This window comes from Streptomyces sp. NPDC029169 (genome assembly GCF_055563935.1).
Genome location: NZ_JBVHXA010000003.1, coordinates 444070 through 463163, shown reverse-complemented (window position 1 = coordinate 463163; position 19094 = coordinate 444070). Strand labels below are relative to the sequence as shown.

Sequence of the window (19094 nt, the reverse complement as noted above, 5' to 3'; positions counted from 1 at the left end):
GGCCATGCAGGGAACTGTGACGATGTACAGCACCGAGTGGTGCGGCTACTGCCGTCGGCTGAAGAGCCAGATGGACCGCGAGGGCATCGCGTACACCGAGATCAACATCGAGCAGGACCCCGAGTCGGCCGCGTTCGTGGAGAAGGCCAACGGGGGCAACCAGACCGTGCCGACCGTGCTCTTCGCCGACGGCACGACGCTGACGAACCCGTCGCTGGCGCAGGTCAAGCAGAAGGTCGGCGTCTGAGGCTCCGCCCAGCACGCCTGGCCGAAAACAGCCCCCGTCCGGAGGTCCCGGACGGGGGCTGTTTCGTGTGAGGCGAGGGTTGTTTCGTGTGACAGGAGTCCTCAGACGACGTCGCCCGGCTTCGGGAGCGGCTTGCCGTACCAGAGCTCGATGAGGCGGGAGGCGATCGAGATGCCGTACGGGGGCAGCACCTCGCCCGACTCGAAGGCGGCGGCCAGCTCCTCGCGGGAGAACCAGCGGGCCTCGTGGATCTCCTCGCCGTCCACGTCTATCTCCGAGGAGGTGGCGTGCGCGAAGAAGCCCAGCATCAGGCTGGACGGGAAGGGCCAGGGCTGGCTGGCGACGTACTCGACCTCGCCGACCGTGACACCGGCCTCCTCGAAGACCTCGCGCACCACCGACTGCTCGATCGACTCGCCGGGCTCGACGAAGCCCGCGAGGGTCGAGAAGCGGCCCTCCGGCCAGTGGACCTGGCGGCCGAGCAGGATCCGGTCCTCCGCGTCCGTGACGGCCATGATCACGGCCGGGTCGGTGCGCGGGTAGTGCTCGGCGCCGCATGCCTGGCAGCGGCGGATGTGCCCGGCGGCCGCGATGACCGTGCGCTCGCCGCAGCGGGAGCAGAAGCGGTGGAGCCGCTGCCAGTTCTCCAGGGCGACGGCGTGCACCATGAGGCCCGCGTCCCGGGGCGAGAGCAGCAGACCCGCCTCGCGCAGACCCGCCGGCCTGGCGGACTGGTCCATGCGGCCCGGCAGGGCGTCCTTCTGGAGGGCGAAGTAGGAGACACCGTCGGCGTCCGTGCCCAGGAAGTAGCGGTGGGTCTCGGTGACCGGGGCCTCGAACGCCGGGGTCATCACGAGTTCCGTGCGGCCGTCGGGGGTGTCGTCGATCAGCACCTGACCGCCCGAGACGACGAAGACGCGGGTCGTGGGGTGGCTCCAGGCCGCCGCGAGCCAGGCCTCGTCGAGACGGTGGTGGGCGGCGCGGTCGATGCCGCTCGGGGCGGTGAGCGAGACCGGCCGGTCCGCGAACTGGCTGTTCAAGGTGGACACAGGTACTTCCAACTCCCCCGGATCGTGGTGTGGGTTCATCGCGCGGCGGTGTGCAGGGCGGCGGGCAGGTCGCCCCACAGGTGGGCGGCGGTCTCGACGCCCTTGAGGAGGAGGTCGAGTTCGATCTTCTCGTTCGGGGCGTGCCAGCCGTCGGACGGTACGGAGATGCCGAGGAACAGCACCGGTGCGCCCAGGACGTCCTGGAGGTCGGCGGCGGGGCCCGAGCCGCCCTCGCGCGTGTAGCGGACCTTCGCCCCGTCGAAGGCGCGGCTCATCGCGCCCGCGACCGCCGTGAGGGCCGGGTGGTCCAGCGGGGTGAGGCAGGGCCGGGTCGGGGCGCCGAAGACGAGCTCGTACCGGATGCCCGCGGGGACCCGTGCGGCGAGCCAGTCCCGTACGGCGAGCTCGATCTTGTCCGGGTCCTGTCCCGCGACCAGCCGGAAGGAGAGCTTCAGCTGGGCGGAGGCGGGGACGATCGTCTTGCCGCCGGGGCCCTGGTAGCCGCCGCCGATGCCGTTCACCTCGGCGGTGGGCCGGGCCCAGACGCGCTCCAGGGTGGAGAAGCCGGCCTCGCCGAGGGTGCCGTGGGACTTGGCGGTGCTCAGCCAGGCGGCCTCGTCGAAGGGCAGCTCGGAAAGGAGAGTGCGCTCGGCGTCGGAGAGCTCGGTGACGCCCTCGTAGAAGCCGGGGATGGCGACGCGCTCGTCCTCGTCGTGCAGGGCGGCGACCAGACGGCCGGCGACGGTGGCCGGGTTGGGCACGGCGCCGCCGAAGGAACCGGAGTGGATGTCCTGGTCGGGGCCGTACAGCGCGATCTCGCAGTCCGCGACGCCGCGCATGCCGGTGCAGACCGTCGGGGTGTCCTCGGACCACATACCGGTGTCGGAGACGATCACGGCATCGGCGGCGAGCCGGTCCGCGTGGGCCTCGACGAGCGTCCGGAAGTGCGGCGAGCCGGACTCCTCCTCGCCCTCGACGATCAGCTTGAGGTTGACGGCGGGCGCGGTCCGTCCGGTCGCGGCGAGGTGAGCGCGGACCCCGAGGGTGTGGAAGAACACCTGGCCCTTGTCGTCGGCCGCCCCGCGCGCGTACATCCGCCCGTCGGTGACGTGCGGCTCGAAGGGGTCGGTGTGCCAGCCGTCCTCGCGGGCGGCGGGCTGGACGTCGTGGTGCCCGTAGACGAGGACGGTCGGGGCGTCCGGGTCGCCGGAGGGCCACTCGGCGAAGACGGCCGGCGCGCCGTCCGTCTCCCAGATCTCGACCGTCGTGAACCCGGTCCCGGACAGCTTGTCGGCGAGCCACCGCGCACTGCGCCGTACGTCCTCGGCGTGGGCGGGCTGCGCCGACACGGAGGGGATGCGCAGCCAGGCGACGAGGTCGTCGAGGAAGGCGGCGCGGTGCTGCTCGATGTACGCGCGTACTGCCTGGGTACGTACGGTCTGGACGGCGCTGTCCGGGGTGTCGCTCATGCTCCTGAGCCTATCCGGCGTCCGGAGTGGGTCCGCCCAGCAGGATCCCCTCCAGCTCGGCCCGGCCGGGGAGGGCCCGAGGCCGTACCACTTCTCCCGTCCGTACGTAGACGAAGGCGGCCGCGACCTCCTCGGGGTCGAGGCCGTGCTGCTCGGCCCAGGCGAGGCGGTAGATCGCCAACTGGAGGGGGTCGGCGGTGCGGAGGTGGCTGGTCTTCCAGTCGACGATCTCGTACGCGCCGGTGTCCGGGTCGCGGTAGACGGCGTCGATCCTGCCCCGGACGACCCGGCCGGCGAGAGAGAGGTGGACGGGGACCTCGACCCGGTACGGGGTGCGGTGGGCGTACGGGGTGAGGGCGAAGGCGTCCTTGAGCGCGTCGAGGTCACGCTCGTCCACGATCTCCGGTTCGCCGGCGAACTCCTCGCCGCCGGGGAGCTCGTCCGGGCCGAGCATGGGGAGCGGGAGCTCCTCGAACCGCGACTCCACCCACGCGTGGAACCGCGTCCCGCGCCGGGCGGCGGGCTGCGGGGGCCGCGGCATGGGCCGGGCCAGGTCCTGGGCGAAGCCGTCGGGGTCGGCGGCGAGGCGGAGGACCTGGGAGGCGGAGAGGTAGGCGGGGAGGAGGACGTCTCGGGTGGTGGCGCGGGAGCGCTTCAGTTCTGTGGTGAGGGTGGTGAGGTCTCGGTCCCAGGAGGCGATTGTTTTCTGGTCCTCCAGGGTGAGGGCGGGCTCCGGAGCCCGGGGCGCGGGGATGTCGTGGGGCGACGGCCCCTCGTCCCAGAAGGGGTCCTCGTCCCAGAGAGGGTCCTCGTCGGGCCAGAGGTCCTCGGGGTCCTGGGGTGCGGGCCCTTGCGCGGGCAGCGCGTTCGTGGCGTTGTGCCCACCCGTTCCGCCCTGCGGAACGATTGCCCACAACTGGGACCGGACCTTGTCCGCCGCCGCGCGGCGACGGGCAAAGGACTCGGGATCCAGCGGGAGGGGCCAGGCCTCGTCCGGGCGGTTCTCGGCGAGCGTCGGGTTCTCGGCGCCCTCGTCCGGTTCGTCGGACCAGGCCTCGATCTCGCCGAAGCCTGCCGCGCAGTGGTCGTACAGGGCGTGCAGGAACGCGGAGGGGCCGCGGGGCTTCTTCTGGGACGGGCCCCACCAGTGGGCGGAGCCGAGGAGGAGGGAGCGGGGGCGGGTGAAGGTCACGTAGCCGAGGCGGAGCTCCTCGGTGTGCTGGTGGTCGCGCATCGCCTCCTTGAACCCCTTCAGGCAGGCGGCGTCCCAGGTGTCGATGTCCGGCAGCGTCGCCGCGTCCCCGCGCAGCGCGTGCGGCAGCACCTGGGGCTGGGAGGTCCACGACTCGCGGGACCGGGTACTCGGGAACTGGGCGGCGACCAGGCCGGGCACCGCCACGACGTCCCACTCCAGGCCCTTGGACTTGTGTGCCGTGAGGACCTTGACCGTGTTCTCGCCGCCCGGGAGGGCGTTGTCGAGGCCCTTCTCGTACTGCGCGGCCGTGCGCAGGAAGCCGAGGAAGGCCAGCAGGGTCGCCTCGCCGTCGAGGGAGGCGAAGCCGGCGGCTATGTCGAGGAAGTTCGACAGGGTCTCGCGGCGGCGGGCGGCGAGCGCGTGCGGGGAGGCGGAGAGTTCGACCTCCAGGCCCGTGGTGGCGAGGACCCGGTGCAGGACGTCCATCAGGGGGTCGGCGAGCGAGGAGCGCAGGGCGCGCAGCTCGGCGGCGAGCCGGGCGAAGCGGACCCGGGCCTCGGCCGAGAACGGCAGGCCGTCGTCCTCTCCGCCGGAGTCCAGGAACGTGTCGAGCGCGTCGGCGAGCGAGATGACCTCGGCCGGGTCGACGCCCTCGACGGCCGCCGCGAGCCGTTCGTCGGCGTCGGCGCCGTCGTCCCCGGCACGTCCGCGGTGGACGAGCAGCCGGGCGCGGCGGCCCAGGAGCGCGAGGTCGCGCGGGCCGATGCGCCAGCGCGGGCCGGTCAGGAGGCGGACCAGGGAGGCGTTGGCCCCCGGGTCCTGGAGAACCTCGCAGACGGCGACCAGGTCGGCGATCTCGGGGAGGTGGAGCAGCCCGGAAAGGCCGACGACCTCGACGGGTACGTCCCGGGCGACGAGCGCGGCCTGGATGGCGGGGAAGTCGGTCGCCGTCCGGCACAGGACCGCGATCTCGCCGGGCTCCCTGCCCGTACGGACCAGGTGGGCGAGGGAGTCGGCGAGCCAGTCGATCTCCTCGGCGTGGGTGGGGAGCAGGGCGATCCGTACCGAGCCGTCGCGCTCCGCGCCGGGCGCCGGGCGCAGCGCCTCCACGCCCGCGTGCATGGCCCGCAGGGGTGTGGCGAGCCCGTTGGCGAGGTCGAGGAGGCGGCCGCCGCTGCGCCGGTTCTCGGAGAGCGCGTAGCGGGTGGCGGGGGTGCCGTCCTCGTACGGGAAGTGGGCGGGGAAGTCGTCCAGGTTGGCGACGGAGGCGCCGCGCCAGCCGTAGATCGCCTGGCAGGGGTCGCCGACGGCCGTCACGGCGTGCCCCGTGCCTCCGCCGAACAGTCCGGAGAGGAGGAGCCGTTGGGCGACGGACGTGTCCTGGTACTCGTCGAGCAGCACCACCCGGAACTGGTCGCGCAGGATCGCGCCGACCTCCGCGCGCGTGGTGGCGAGCTCGGCGGAGAGGGCGATCTGGTCGCCGAAGTCGAGCAGGTCGCGGGAGCGCTTGGCGGCGCGGTAGCGGACGACGAGGTCGAGCAGCTCGCGGCGGGCGGTGGCCGTCTCGGGGACCTTGCGCAGGTCGGCGTTTGTCAGCTTGGCGCGGGAGAGCGTGTCGAGGAGCTCGGAGTCGTACGCCCTGAGGTCCTCGGGCCGTACGAGATGCTCGGCGAGCTCGGCGTCGAGGGCGAGGAGGTCGCTGACGAGGGTCGGGAAGGACTTGGTGAGCGCCGGGTACGGTCCGGGTGCCTCGCGCAGCACGCGCGCGGCGAGCTGGTAGCGGGTGGCGTCGGCGAGGAGGCGGGAGGTGGGCTCCAGGCCGATGCGGAGGCCGTGATCGGTCAGCAGCTGACCGGCGAAGGCGTGGTACGTGGAGATGCGGGGCTCGCCCGGCGGGTTGTCAGGGTCGATGACGTCGGGGTCCGTCACCCCGGCTCGTACGAGTGCCGTGCGGACGCGTTCGGCGAGTTCGCCGGCGGCCTTGTTGGTGAAGGTCAGGCCGAGGACCTGTTCGGGCGCGACCTGGCCCGTGCCGACCAGCCAGACCACCCGGGCGGCCATCACCGTGGTCTTGCCGGAACCGGCTCCGGCCACGATGACCTGCGGGGCGGGCGGCGCGATGATGCAGGCCGTCTGCTCCGGGGTGAACGGGATGCCGAGGAGCTCCTTGAGCTGCTCGGGGTCGGTGATGCGTGCGGTCACCTCAGAGAGGCTAACCGGCACCACTGACAGCGCCGACCGCCGCCGGGTTCCCCCGGCTCAGGTCCGTATCCCCGGGTCGAGCTTCGTGAGGTCCACCGTCTCGTCCGCGGGCGGTACGACGACCTTGACGGGCTTGTCGTAGTCGGAGAGGACGACGCTGCTCGGCTCCTCGCCGCCGGTCTTGACCATCTTGAGGATGTAGGGCTTGCCCTTCTGCGCGACCGACACCGTGGTCGTCTCACCGCCCGGCTTCTTCTTCACCAGCGTGGCCACGGGCGTTCCCTCGACCTTGGCGTCCGGTCCCCTGGTCAGGCCCTTCCGTTCGTCCTTGTCGTCCCCCAGGTCCTCCAGCAGGGCGTCGAGGTCGCAGACCCCGCTGAGATCGCTGCTGCCCGCCTGCCCCTGCGTGATCTTCAGCCAGCGTCCTTTGACGAACTCGATCGTCGCTTCGATCTGCGGGGCGGGCATGCCCTGGGAGGTCATGGAGACCCGCCAGAACTTCTCGTCGCCCTTCAGGTACGTGACCCCGTCGGCCTGGCGCAGTTCGCCGGTGCCGCCGCCGATCTTCATCACGCCCGTGCAGTCGTTCCTGTCGTCGAGCGCGATGTCGATGTCCAGGCGCTCTCCGTCGGACACGACCCGTCCGGTCATCCGGAGGGAGGTCGCGGACTGGGTGGCCTTGACGGCCCGCTCGGCGATCGCGTCGGGCGTCAGGTCCTCGAAGGGGTCGGGCGTGGGGGCGAGGGCCACGACCTGAGGCGGCGGGGTGGCTGCCTGGGTCCCGGCTGCGGGGGCCGCGAGGCCGACGGTCGTCGCCGTGGCCAGGGCTGCGACGACTGCTGCCGCGGCACGGGCTGTGCGATGCGTGGACGGCGCCATGCGAGCCTCCTCGCGCAATCCTCGTTCACCCACCAGGGTGCGGCCCGGGACGTGCGCCCGCTACTTCGGACACGGCGGGGGGCGCGGCGCGTCACTCCACGATGTGGCGGCCCTCCGGTTGCGCGCTGCACGCGGACCGGAAGGTGCAGTGGGTGCAGTGCTGGCCGGTGGTGGGGGTGAAGCGCTCGTCGAGGACCCGGCCGGCCGCGGTGGCCAGCAGGTCGCCGACCCACTCCCCCGCCAGGGGTTCCTGTGCCTGGATCTTCGGCAGCGCGTCCCCGCCCTCCTTCTTGGGGGCGGGCTGGCGCAGCTGTACGAGTTCGGCGCCGCCGGGGTCGGGGCGGTGGCCGTCGAAGACCTCGTCCAGGGCCCCTTCGCGTACCGCGAGCTGGTAGACGGCGAGCTGGGGGTGGTGGGCGACCTCGTCCTTGGTGGGCGCGGACTTGCCGGTCTTGAAGTCGACGACGTACGCGCGGCCGTGCTCGTCGGTCTCGACGCGGTCCATGGAGCCGCGGATCCGGACCTCGTACGCCCCGGCTTCGAGGGTCACGTCGAAGTCGTGCTCGGTGGCGGCGGGGGTGCGGCCGCCGCGGTCCATGACGTGCCAGCGCAGGAAGCGTTCCAGCGCCACGCGCGCGTGCTCCTTCTCCTGCGCGGACTTCCAGGGGGCGTCGAAGGCGAGGGCGTCCCAGACGGAGTCGAGGCGGGCCATGAGGACGTCGAGGTCGGCGGGGGTACGGCCGGAGGCGACCTCGTCGGCGAGGACGTGGACGACGTTGCCGAAGCCCTGGGCGGCGGTGGCGGGGGCGTCGGCCTTGACCTCGCGGCCGAGGAACCACTGGAGGGCGCAGGTGTTGGCGAGCTGGTCGAGGGCGGAGCCGGAGAGGGCCACGGGGTGGTCGCGGTCGCGGAGGGGCACCTGGCTGCGGGTGGGCTCGAACAGGCCCCACCAGCGGTCGGGGTGGGCGGCCGGGACGAGCGGCTGGCCCTCGTCGTCGGTGAGCGCGGCGAGCTGGGCGAGGCGCTGGGCGGCGGCGTCGCGGAGGGCGTCGGAAGCGGCCGGGTCGACGGTGGTGGCGCGGAGTTCGGCGACGAGCGCGGCGACGGCGAGGGGGCGGCGGGGGCGGCCGGAGACGTCCTTGGGTTCGGTGCCGAGTTCGGTGAGGAAGCGGGAGGGCTGGTCGCCGTCGTCGGCGGGGGCCTTGACGGCGGTGACGACGAGGCGGTCGCGGGCGCGGGTGGCGGCGACGTAGAAGAGGCGGCGCTCCTCGGCGAGGAGGGCGCCGGGGGTGAGGGGGTCGGCGAGGCCGTCGCGGCCGATGCGGTCGGCCTCGAGGAGGGAGCCGCGTCGGCGCAGGTCGGGCCAGATGCCCTCCTGGACGCCGGCGACGACGACGAGGCTCCATTCGAGGCCCTTGGCGCGATGGGCGGTCATGAGGCGGACGGCGTCGGGGCGGGTCTGGCGCTTGGAGAGGGTGTCGGCGGCGATGTCCTGGGCGTCGAGCTCTTCGAGGAAGTTCAGGACGCCGCGGCCGCCGACGCGGTCCTCGGCGCGGGCGGCGGTCTCGAAGAGCGCGCAGACGGCGTCGAGGTCCCGGTCGGCGTTACGCCCGGCCGCGCCGCCCCGGAGCGCGGCGCGCTCGAGGCGGCCGGGCCAGGGGGTGCCGTTCCAGAGCAGCCAGAGCGCCTCCTCGGCGGTGCCGCCCGCGGCGAGCCGGTTACGAGCCTGCCGCAGCAGCTCCCCGAGCCGCCGGGCGCCCCGGGCGTACGACTGATCATGCGCGACAAGCCGCTCGGGCTCCGCGAGCGCGCGGGCGAGCAGCACGTCGGAGGCCGGCGGCACCTTGTTCCCCCCGGCCCGCTCCTCATCCCGCAACGCCCGCCCGAGGCGGCGCAGGTCGGCGGGATCCATCCCGGCGAGCGGCGAGGCGAGCAGGCTGAGCGCGGTCTCGGTATCGAGCCAGCCGGACGCATCCGCCCCGGCTCCCTGCCCGGAGCCCACCCCGGCCACGGCGGGCGCGGCCCCCGCCGCCTGCCCGTCGGCCGAGTCCGTCGGGCCGGTGGCGGAGCAGCCGGGCGCCTCGGCGGCCTCGCCCCCGTGCCCGTCCCCTCCGGGGTCGATGCTCGCCGCCTGCCCAGGGCACGCCTCGGGCACGGCGGGCGCGGCCCCCGCCGCCTGCTCGTCGGCCAAGTCCGTCGGGCCGGTGACGGCGGCGGGCGCGCCGGATCGGGTGTCCTCCCGCCGCACCGGGTTGTGTGTGGGCCCGTCGGGACCGTGTCCGTCCCCTTCGGGGTCGGACTTCTCCGCATGCGCCGAGCTCCCTCGCGGCGCGGTGGGCTCGTCCTCTGCCGGCCGGGCGGCGGCCGACGGCGTGGGGCCGGTGGCAGCCTCCGGCCGCGTCGGGCCGTCGGCCGCCCGGTTCTCGGCCCTGGGCGCCTCGGCGGCGGACTCCGCCGCCTCGCGGGGCGTCGGACCGTCGGCCACCGTGTCCTCGCCCGGCCCGGAGGGCCGGCCCGCGGGGGTTGCCGCGGCGCGCAGCGCCAGCAGCAGTGGGGCCACCGCCGGTTCGTGGCGGAGGGGGGTGTCGGCGGTGTCGGTTTCCAGGGGGACGCCGGCCGAGGTCAGGGCGCGGCGGAGGGCGGGGACGGAGGAGGTCGCGCGGACGAGGACCGCCATGTCGTGCCAGGGGACGCCGTCCTCCAGGTGGGCGCGGCGCAGGAGGTCGGCGATGTTGTCGGACTCCGTGGACGCGGTGGGGTACGTGAAGACCTCGACGCGGCCGCCGCCCCGCACCGGTGCCAGGTCGCGGTGCGCGCGGACCTTGTCGGCAGGCAGTCGTGGCAGCGGCATCCGCCGGGTCAGCTCGCGGGTCGCGGCGAGCAGCTCCTTGCCCGAGCGCCGAGACCGGGTCAGGACGCGGACCTCCGCCGGCCGCCCGTCCCTGCCCACGAACGTGTCGGGGAAGTCGAGGATGCCGTTCACGTCGGCGCCCCGGAAGGCGTAGATCGACTGGTCCGGGTCGCCGAAGGCGACCACCGTCCTCCCGCCCCCCGCCAGCGCCCGCAGCAGCCGCACCTGCGCCGGGTCCGTGTCCTGGTACTCGTCCACGAACACCGCGTCGTAGCCGGGCAGCGTCACCCGCTCCGACAGCAGCACCGCCCGGTGCACCAGCTCCGTGTAGTCGAGCACCCCCTGGAGATCCAGGACGTCCAGGTACTCCGCCAGGAAGCCGGCCGCCGCCGTCCAGTCCGGCCGCCCCACCCGCCGGGCGAACTCCCCCAGCGCCCGCGGCCCGAGCCCCAGCTCGCGCGAGCGCGCGAGGACGGCCCGTACCTCGTCGGCGAAGCCCCGCGTCGTCAGACAGGCCCGCAGCTCGTCGGGCCACCGCACCCGCGCGAGCCCCGCCTTCTCCAGGTCGAGCTGGCCCGCGAGCAGCTCCCGTACGGCGAGATCCTGCTCCGGTCCGGAGAGCAGCCGCAGCGGCTCCGCGAACAGCTCCGCGTCCTGGTGCGCGCGGATCAGGGCGTAGCAGTACGAGTGGAAGGTGGTCGCCTGCGGCGGCCGTGCCCCTCCCAGCCGCACCGCCATCCGGTCGCGCAGTTCCACAGCCGCCTTGCGGCTGAAGGTGAGGACGAGGATCCGCTCCGGGTCCGCGCCCTTCTCGATCCGGGCGGCGACCGCCTCCACCAGCGTCGTCGTCTTTCCGGTGCCCGGTCCGGCGAGGACGAGAAGCGGTCCGCCCGTGTGGTCAACCACTTCCCGCTGCGCTGCGTCAAGGACAGGGGGATCCATCTGCTCCGGGGCGGTACGCACCAGTCGGTACGCGCCCGTGGTCCGCCCCTGGTACGGCGTACGCCGGGTGGTGGAGGAGGAACTCACGTGGATCGACCGGTCCTGAGCGAAGTGGTGGAGAGGTGGAGGGGTAGCGGTGTACGGGGCGAACGACGACGTTACGGGATACGGAGGGCACGGGTGCCGTACTCCGTACGGGCCTCCGCACCGTCATCGGGCCGCCCGGCCCGCCCGGCCATGGGCAAAGCTGTCAGGTGTGAGTTCCCGCACGCGGCTCCCGGCCCGAGCCGCCCGAGCCGTCCGAGCCGGCCGAATCCTCCGGCCTGGCCAGCCCGCCCGAGCCGCCCAGCCCAGCCGAGTCCGCGCCGTCCCACCGCGCCCGCCGCATGTCGAGCTTCGGCACGTGCCCCTCGGCCGCGCGGCCGGCCTCGCGCAGCGGGGTGCCCTCGTCCCGGTAGTGGCCGAGCGCGCGCAGCTCGTGACCCGGCAGCAGCGTGCCGTCCGCGCGCACCACGCGCCACCACGGCACCGCCCCGCCGTAGAGGGCCATCACCCGGCCGACCTGGCGCGGGCCTCCCTCGCCCAGCCATTCAGCGACGTCTCCGTACGTCATCACACGGCCCGGCGGGATCCGCTCCGCGACCTCAAGCACCCGCTCCGCGTACTCCGGAAGCTCCTCCACGCTCATCCGCCCCATCCTGCCTCACCCCACCGACAACGCTCTGTTGCCTCCGTGGGGCCCCGCTTCGTGCCACCATCGTCCGGGCGGTGACTGGTGATACGAGATCAAGAGCGACAAGACGAACAAGAAGAACAACAATTCGAACAGGACGACGAACGCGCGACAGACGCGGAAGACGCGCTACGCACGACACGGGCAGAGACTGACATGGTGATGGGGCACGACGCTCAGCCTCCTGAGGAGGAGGCGCGCCCCGGCACGCCCGACCGCAAGGCAGCTCCCGGAGGCGGCCAGGGCCACGGTCACAGCCACAGCCGTGGTCACGGTCACGGCCATGCCCACGGCCCCTCCCCCGAGCTCCTCCCGGAGACCGTCCCCGGGGGCGAGCCCAGCGAGCGCGTCTCCCAGGACGAGCCGCTGCTCGCCGCGCGCGTGCACCGGCCCTCCGACCTGATGCGGCTGCTCGTCGGCATCCTCGCGATCGCCCTCGTCATCGCCATCGCCGCCTTCGCCCACGGCACGACCTCCGGTCTGGAGGAGGACATCAACAAGGGCGCGGGCGGCGCCCCCGACGTCTTCGTCAAGATCGCCGGACTGGTCTCCAGCATCGCCGTCCTCCTCGTACCGGTCGCCTTCGCCATCGAGCGGCTGATCAAACGGGACGGACTGAGGATCGCCGACGGCGTCCTCGCCGCCGTCCTCGCCCACGGCGTCACCCTCGCCACCGACCTCTGGGTCGCCAAGGCCGCGCCGGGCACCATCCAGGACGCGCTGACCCAGCCGGCGTCCGGGGGCGGGCTCACCGACCCGGTGCACAACTACCTCGCGCCCGTCATCGCGTACATGACCGCCGTCGGCATGGCCCGCAGACCCCGGTGGCGGCTCGGCCTGTGGACGGTGCTGCTGCTCGACGCGTTCACGATGCTGGTCGCCGGGTACACCACTGCGTTCTCGATCATCCTGACCGTGCTGATCGGCTGGACCGTCGCGTACGGAACGCTGTACGCGGTCGGCTCCCCCAACGTCCGCCCCACCGGGCAGACGCTCCTGGCCGGTCTGCGCCGGGTCGGGTTCAAGCCGGTCACGGCGCTGCGCGCCGAGGGCGCCGGGGTGCCGGACCCGGCCGACAGCGGGGACCGCGGGCGCCGGTACATCGTCACGCTGGAGGACGGGCCGCCGCTCGATGTCACGGTCGTCGACCGTGAGCAGCAGGCGCACGGCTTCTTCTACCGGGTGTGGCGCAGGATCACCCTGCGCGCGATCACCACGCGCCGCTCGATCGTCTCGCTGCGCCAGGCGCTGGAGCAGGAGGCCCTCCTCGCGTACGCGGCGATCGCCGCCGGGGCCAACGCGCCGAAGCTGATCGCCACCTCCGAGCTCGGCCCGGACGCCGTGATGCTCGTGTACGAGCACCTGGGCGGCCGGACCCTGGACTCGCTGGACGACAAGGAGATCACCGACGAGCTGGTGCGCAGCGCCTGGCGTCAGGTGCGGGCGCTCCAGTCGCGCCGGATCGCGCACCGGAGGCTCACGGGGGACGCGATTCTGGTGGATCGTTCCGGCAAGGTGATCCTGACGGATCTGCGGGGCGGTGAGATCGCCGCGGGCGACCTGGTCCTGCGGATGGACATCGCCCAGCTGCTCACCACCCTCGGTCTGCGGGTGGGCGCCGAGCGTGCGGTGGCCGGAGCCGTCGACGTACTCGGCCCGGACGCCATCGCCGACTGTCTGCCTCTCCTCCAGCCGATCGCGCTGAGCCGCTCCACGCGCGCGACGTTGCGGAGACTGGCCAGGGAGCGGTCCAAGCGCGAGCGCGAGGCGGTCCTCGAAGCGTCGAAGGCGGCGAAGCGGGAGAGGGCGGAGGCCACGACCGGCACCGCCGAGACCAAGGCCGACCGCAAGTCCGACCGGCGCCTGGAGAGGGCGGAGAAGCAGGCCGAGAAGCGGGCCATCGACGAGGCGCTCGACGAGGCCCGCGAGGAGGATCTGCTGGCCCAGATCCGGCAGCAGGTGCTGCTGATCCGGCCGCAGGCGCCGGTCGAGCCGGTCCGCCTGGAGCGGATCAAGCCGCGTACGCTCGTCAGCCTCATCGCCGGCGCCGTCGCCGCGTACTTCCTGCTCTCGCAGATCGCCCGCACACCGCTGTCCACGATCAGCTCCGCCGACTGGCGGTGGGTGGCCGCGGCCGTGCTGTTCTCGGCGTTGAGCTATGTCGCCGCCGCGATGAGCCTGCTCGGCTTCGTACCGGAACGGGTCGGGTTCTGGCGGACGGTGGTCGCGCAGGTGGCCGGGTCGTTCGTGAAGATCGTCGCCCCGGCTGCGGTCGGCGGTGTCGCGCTGAACACCCGGTTCCTCCAGCGCTCGGGGGTGCGGCCGGGGCTCGCGGTGGCGAGCGTCGGCGCGTCGCAGCTCTTCGGGCTCGGGGCGCACATCCTGCTGCTGCTCGCCTTCGGCTATCTGACGGGTACGGAGAAGTCGCAGTCGCTCACCCCGTCGAGGACGGTCATCGCCGGACTGTTGACGGTGGCGGTGCTGGTGCTCGTGGTCACCGCGATCCCGTTCATGCGGAAGTTCGTCTCGACGCGGCTGCGCTCGCTCTTCGCGGGTGTCGTACCGCGCATGCTGGACGTGCTCCAGCGGCCGCTGAAGCTGCTGACCGGGATCGGCGGCATGCTGCTTCTGACGGGTCTGTTCGTGATGTGCCTGGACGCCTCGATCCGCGCGTTCGGACACGACGCGCAGGGGCTCAGTTACGCGAGCGTGGCCGTCGTCTTCCTCGCGGGCAACGCGCTCGGCTCTGCGGCGCCGACGCCGGGTGGTGTGGGCGCGGTCGAGGGCGCGCTGACCTTCGGTCTGGTGGCGGTCGGCCTCCCCCTGGAGGTCGCGACCCCGGCGGTCCTGCTGTACCGGCTCCTGACGCTGTGGCTGCCGGTGCTGCCGGGGTGGCTCTGCTTCAACTGGCTGACGAAGCGCGGCGCGCTCTAAAGCGCGGGTACCTGGTGTCGGGCCCTTGTGCACAGGGGCCTTGTCAGGGCACCGCTCCCGTGGGTTGTGCCCACCCGTTCCGCCCCAGCGGAACAGTTGCCCACAACCGGGAGCTCCTCCCCCGCCTGGCCCACTCGCCCGCGCGGGCGACGTGTGGGCGGCTGACCATGGCTGTATGCCGATCTCCGCCGCGCAGCGCGCCGCCCTGTTGACCGCGACCACCGTGCTGCTCGCCGCCGGATGTTCGGACGGGGGTGACGAGAGCGGGGCCCCGGACACGCCCACCGATCTCGCGGGGCTCGCCGCGCAGAAGCTGGACTGGGCGCCCTGTCCGCCTCCGTCCGCCGCGGAGGGCGGTGGGACGGCGCCCTCGCCGCTGCCCGACGGCACTGCCTGGGAGTGCTCGTTCATGGACGCGCCACTCGACTACGCGGACCCCGACGGCGAGACCATCGAGCTGGCCCTGATCCGCGCCCGGGCCCGCGACCAGGACCGGCGTATCGGCTCCATGATCTTCAACTTCGGCGGCCCCGGCGGCTCCGGCGTCACCGGCCTGCCGTCCTTCGCCGCGGACTACGAGAAGCTCCGCTCCCGCTACGACCTGGTCTCCTTCGACCCCCGCGGCGTCGGCCGCAGCGCGGACGTCCAGTGCGAGTCCGACAAGGAGCTGGACGCCTACTACGCCCTGGACTTCACCCCGGACGACGCGGCCGAGGAACGCACCCTCTCCGCCGCGCAGAGGAAGTACGCCGCCGCCTGCGAGAAGAACTCCGGCGCCGTCCTCCCCCACGTCGGCACCGAGAATGCCGCCCGCGACCTGGACCTGATGCGCGAGGTCCTCGGTGACGACAAGCTGCACTACTTCGGCATCTCGTACGGCACGGAACTCGGCGGCGTGTACGCCCACATGTTCCCCGAGAACGTCGGCCGCGCCCTCTTCGACGCGGTCGTCGACCCGGAGTCCGGCACCGAGGACGGCGCCCTCGGCCAGGCCAGGGGCTTCCAGCTGGCCCTCGACAACTTCGCGAAGGACTGTGTCGCCCGTGGCGACGAGTGCGCACTGCCCGGCTCGACGGTCGCGGAGATCGAGTCGTTCATCATCGGTCTGCTCGCCGAGCTCGACAAGAAGCCGATCCCCGGCATCGGGGAGCGCAAGCTCACCCAGACCCAGGCCACCAACGGCATCGTGCAGGCGCTGTACTCCAAGGAGTTCTGGCAGTACCTGGAGCAGGGCCTGGAGGCGGCCGACGGCGGCGACGGCGCACTGCTGCTGGCCCTCTCCGACTCGCTGAACGGACGTGACCAGAACGGCAGTTACAGCAACATCCAGGCGGCCAACGCGGCCATCAACTGTGTGGACTTCAAGGAGCGCTACACGCTGGGCCAGGCCAAGGAGCGGCTCCCGGAGTTCCGCGAGGCCTCGGCGGTCTTCGGGGACTTCATGGCCTGGGCGCTGGCGAGTTGCGCCCCGTGGCCGGTCCCCGGCACCTGGGAGCACCCCGACGTCTCCGCGCCCGGCGCCGCCCCGATCCTGGTGCTCGGCACGACCGGCGACCCGGCGACTCCGTACGAGGGCGCACGGGCGATGGCGAAGGCGCTCGGCAAGGGCGTCGGCGTGGAGCTGACGTACGAGGGCGAGGGCCACGGCGCGTACAACGGCGGCAACGCGTGCGTGCGGAACACCGTCGACGCGTACTTCCTGGAGGGGAAGGTGCCGGCCTCGGGGACCGTCTGCCGGTAGGGCACGGACGGCCGCCTAGGATGGCGGTCCGGTCCGCACCTCGGGGGGTTTCGCTTGTCCATACGGATACGGGTGTCGGTCCTTGCCGCCGCCGCGCTGCTGGTCACCGGTTGCACGAGCGCCACGGGCACCACCGCCGAGACGGCACCGCCCTCCCGCGACGCCAAGGCACCCACGGCCTCGGGCCTGCCGGCCGCCCTCACCTCCCAGCGTGCCGACTGGAAGCGGTGCGAGGCGCCCGAGGACGGCGAGAAGCCCGGCGCCGACTGGCGCTGCGCCACCGTCAAGGTCCCGCTGGACTACACGAAGCCCGCCGGCAGGACGATCGACATCGCGCTGATCCGCAAGGAGGCCCGCGACAGGAACGAGCGGATCGGCTCGCTGCTCTTCAACTTCGGCGGCCCCGGGGCCTCGGGCGTCGACATCCTTCCCCAGGCGGCCCAGGAGTACAGCGGCCTCAACCGCCGTTACGACCTGGTCGGCTTCGACCCGCGCGGCGTCGCGCGCAGCTCCGGTGTCGTGTGCCGGGACGACAAGGAAGTGGCCGCCGCCGAGGCCCGTACGGACGCCACCCCGGATACGGCGGCCGAGGAGGCCGCGTTCCTCCAGGACGGCGCCGACTTCGGCGCCGGCTGCGCCCGCCGCTCCGGCACGGTCATCCCGCACACCACCACCGACAACACGGCCCGTGACCTGGACCTGATCCGGCACGTCCTCGGCGACGAGAAGCTGAACTACTTCGGCATCTCCTACGGCACGCAGCTCGGCGCCGCCTACGCCCACCTCTTCCCGTCGCACGTCGGCCGGACCGTCCTCGACGCGGTGGTCGACCCGACGGCCGACGGCACGGGCAATGCCCGCAACCAGACGATCGGCTTCCAGCGGGCCCTGGACAACTACCTCAAGAGCACCGGCGAGAGCCCCGCGAAGGGAGCCGCCCGGATCGTCCGCCTCCTGGAGAAGCTGGACCGGGAGCCGCTGACCGTCGGCGACCGGAAGCTGACCGACGGCCTGGCGACGACCGGCATCGCCATCACGCTCTACTCGGAGAGCAGCTGGCCCCTGCTGACCGGCGCCCTGGCGAAGGCCGAGCGCGGCGACGGCAGCGAGCTGCTGCGCCTCGCCGACTGGTACAACGACCGGGACGAGACGGGCCACTACGGCACCCAGTCCCACTCCCAGCGGGCGATCTCCTGCGCCGACTCCAGCGAACGTCCCACGCTCGCGCGGGCGAAGGCCCTGTTGCCGGAGTTCCGGAAGCTCTCGCCCGTCTTCGGCGCGTTCCTGGCCTGGGACACGGCCGGCTGGTGCGCGCAGTGGCCGGTGAAGGGCGAGCGGGTCGATCCGGACGCGAGCGCGCCCGGCGCGGCCCCGGTCCTGGTCGTCGGTACGACCGGTGACCCGGCGACCCCGTACGAGGGGGCCGAGCGGATGGCGAAGGAGCTGGGCGCGGGCGTCGGCATCCTGGTCCGCAACGAGGGCGAGGGGCACGGCGCGTACGGCACGGCGTCCTGCGTGACGAAGACGGTCGACGCGTACCTCCTGGACGGCAAGGTCCCGGCGTACGGCACGCGCTGTTCCTGACGACGTAGACGACGTACGAAAGGGCCCGGACCTGATGTCAGGTCCGGGCCCCTTCCGCGCTGCTAGTAGACAGGCTTCTCGGGCTCGATCTGGTGCACCCAGCCGATCACGCCGCCGCCGACGTGCACCGCGTCCGCGAAGCCCGCGGACTTGAGCACGGCGAGGACTTCCGCACTGCGGACACCCGTCTTGCAGTGCAGGACGATCCGCTTGTCCTGCGGCAGGTCCTGGAGGGCGCTGCCCATCAGGAACTCGTTCTTCGGGATCAGCCGCGCGCCGGGGATCGAGACGATCTCGTACTCGTTGATCTCCCGGACATCGATGATGTCGATGTTCTCGCCCTCGTCGATCCACTCCTTGAGCTGCTTGGGAGTGATCGTCGAGCCGAGCGCCGCCTCCTGGGCCTCCTCGGACACGACGCCGCAGAAGGCCTCGTAGTCGATGAGCTCGGTGACGGTCGGGTTCTCGCCGCAGACCGCGCAGTTCGGGTCCTTGCGGACCTTCACCTGGCGGTACTGCATCTCCAGGGCGTCGTAGATCATCAGCCGGCCGACCAGCGGGTCGCCCACGCCGGCCAGGACCTTGATCGCCTCGGTGACCTGGATGGAGCCGATGGACGCGCAGAGCACGCCCAGGACGCCGCCCTCGGCGCAGGACGGGACCATGCCCGGCGGCGGGGGCTCCGGGTAGAGGCAGCGGTAGCAGGGGCCGTACTCGGACCAGAAGACGGAGGCCTGGCCGTCGAAGCGGTAGATCGAGCCCCAGACGTACGGCTTGTTCAGCAGCACGCACGCGTCGTTGACGAGGTAGCGCGTGGCGAAGTTGTCCGTGCCGTCGACGATCAGGTCGTACTGGCTGAAGATGTCCATCACGTTCTCGGCCTCGAGCCGCTCTTCGTGGAGGATCACGTTCACGTACGGGTTGATGCCGAGGACCGAGTCCTTGGCGGACTCCGCCTTGGAGCGGCCGATGTCCGCCTGGCTGTGGATGATCTGGCGCTGCAGGTTCGACTCGTCGACCTCGTCGAACTCCACGATGCCGAGCGTGCCGACACCGGCCGCGGCCAGGTACATCAGGGCGGGCGAACCGAGGCCACCGGCGCCCACACACAGCACCTTGGCGTTCTTCAGCCGCTTCTGACCGTCCATCCCGACATCCGGGATGATCAGGTGGCGGGAGTACCTGCGGACCTCGTCTACGGTGAGCTCGGCAGCCGGCTCGACCAGGGGTGGCAGCGACACGGGGGCTCCGTTGGTCGGTATGTCAGT

The 19094-nt window shown here is 72.8% G+C and carries 11 protein-coding genes; 4 read left to right on the top strand and 7 right to left on the bottom strand.

The window, feature by feature from the left end; all coding sequences use genetic code 11:
- Positions 1–4: 4 nt before the first annotated feature.
- Positions 5–247 (top strand): mycoredoxin, encoded by a 243-nt coding sequence (locus ACZ4VI_RS08815; RefSeq protein ID WP_137993475.1) that lies wholly within the window; start codon positions 5–7, stop codon positions 245–247.
- A 101-nt stretch (positions 248–348) separates the two neighbouring features.
- Here the strand turns inward: ACZ4VI_RS08815 and nudC are convergent, their stop codons facing one another.
- From nudC to ACZ4VI_RS08785, 6 genes are all read right to left on the bottom strand, one after another.
- Positions 349–1335 carry an NAD(+) diphosphatase gene (nudC, locus tag ACZ4VI_RS08810; protein ID WP_467997944.1) on the bottom strand — a complete coding sequence of 329 codons (987 nt, stop codon included), beginning with the start codon at positions 1333–1335 and terminating at the stop codon, positions 349–351.
- Positions 1332–2765: a dipeptidase gene (locus ACZ4VI_RS08805; protein ID WP_467997942.1), complete on the bottom strand. Its 1434-nt coding sequence runs from the start codon at positions 2763–2765 to the stop codon at positions 1332–1334. Before ACZ4VI_RS08805 ends, nudC begins: the two co-directional genes overlap by 4 nt.
- A 10-nt stretch (positions 2766–2775) precedes the next feature.
- A complete protein-coding gene (locus ACZ4VI_RS08800) occupies positions 2776–6162 on the bottom strand; it encodes a UvrD-helicase domain-containing protein (RefSeq protein ID WP_467997940.1) in 3387 nt (1128 codons plus the stop codon).
- A gap of 57 nt (positions 6163–6219) precedes the next feature.
- On the bottom strand, positions 6220–7041 hold the full coding sequence (locus ACZ4VI_RS08795; RefSeq protein WP_467997938.1) for a hypothetical protein: 822 nt from the start codon (positions 7039–7041) through the stop codon (positions 6220–6222).
- 91 nt (positions 7042–7132) lie between these two features.
- Positions 7133–10921: a UvrD-helicase domain-containing protein gene (locus ACZ4VI_RS08790; protein ID WP_467997936.1), complete on the bottom strand. Its 3789-nt coding sequence runs from the start codon at positions 10919–10921 to the stop codon at positions 7133–7135.
- A 163-nt stretch (positions 10922–11084) separates the two neighbouring features.
- The gene (locus ACZ4VI_RS08785; RefSeq protein WP_467997935.1) at positions 11085–11531 is read right to left on the bottom strand and encodes an MGMT family protein; all 447 of its coding nucleotides are present in this window, start codon (positions 11529–11531) and stop codon (positions 11085–11087) included.
- Positions 11532–11729: 198 nt separating this feature from the next.
- Between ACZ4VI_RS08785 and ACZ4VI_RS08780 the strand changes: the two genes are divergently transcribed.
- The 3 genes from ACZ4VI_RS08780 (at position 11730) to ACZ4VI_RS08770 (ending at position 17826) form a co-directional block, all read left to right on the top strand.
- Positions 11730–14501: a lysylphosphatidylglycerol synthase domain-containing protein gene (locus ACZ4VI_RS08780; protein ID WP_467997933.1), complete on the top strand. Its 2772-nt coding sequence runs from the start codon at positions 11730–11732 to the stop codon at positions 14499–14501.
- 175 nt (positions 14502–14676) lie between these two features.
- A complete protein-coding gene (locus tag ACZ4VI_RS08775; RefSeq protein WP_467997931.1) occupies positions 14677–16242 on the top strand; it encodes an alpha/beta hydrolase in 1566 nt (521 codons plus the stop codon).
- A 54-nt stretch (positions 16243–16296) separates the two neighbouring features.
- The gene (locus ACZ4VI_RS08770) at positions 16297–17826 is read left to right on the top strand and encodes an alpha/beta hydrolase (protein ID WP_467997929.1); all 1530 of its coding nucleotides are present in this window, start codon (positions 16297–16299) and stop codon (positions 17824–17826) included.
- A gap of 62 nt (positions 17827–17888) precedes the next feature.
- Here the strand turns inward: ACZ4VI_RS08770 and moeZ are convergent, their stop codons facing one another.
- Positions 17889–19067, bottom strand: a complete 1179-nt coding sequence (moeZ, locus tag ACZ4VI_RS08765; RefSeq protein ID WP_329116300.1) for an adenylyltransferase/sulfurtransferase MoeZ — start codon at positions 19065–19067, stop codon at positions 17889–17891.
- Positions 19068–19094 lie beyond the last annotated feature (27 nt).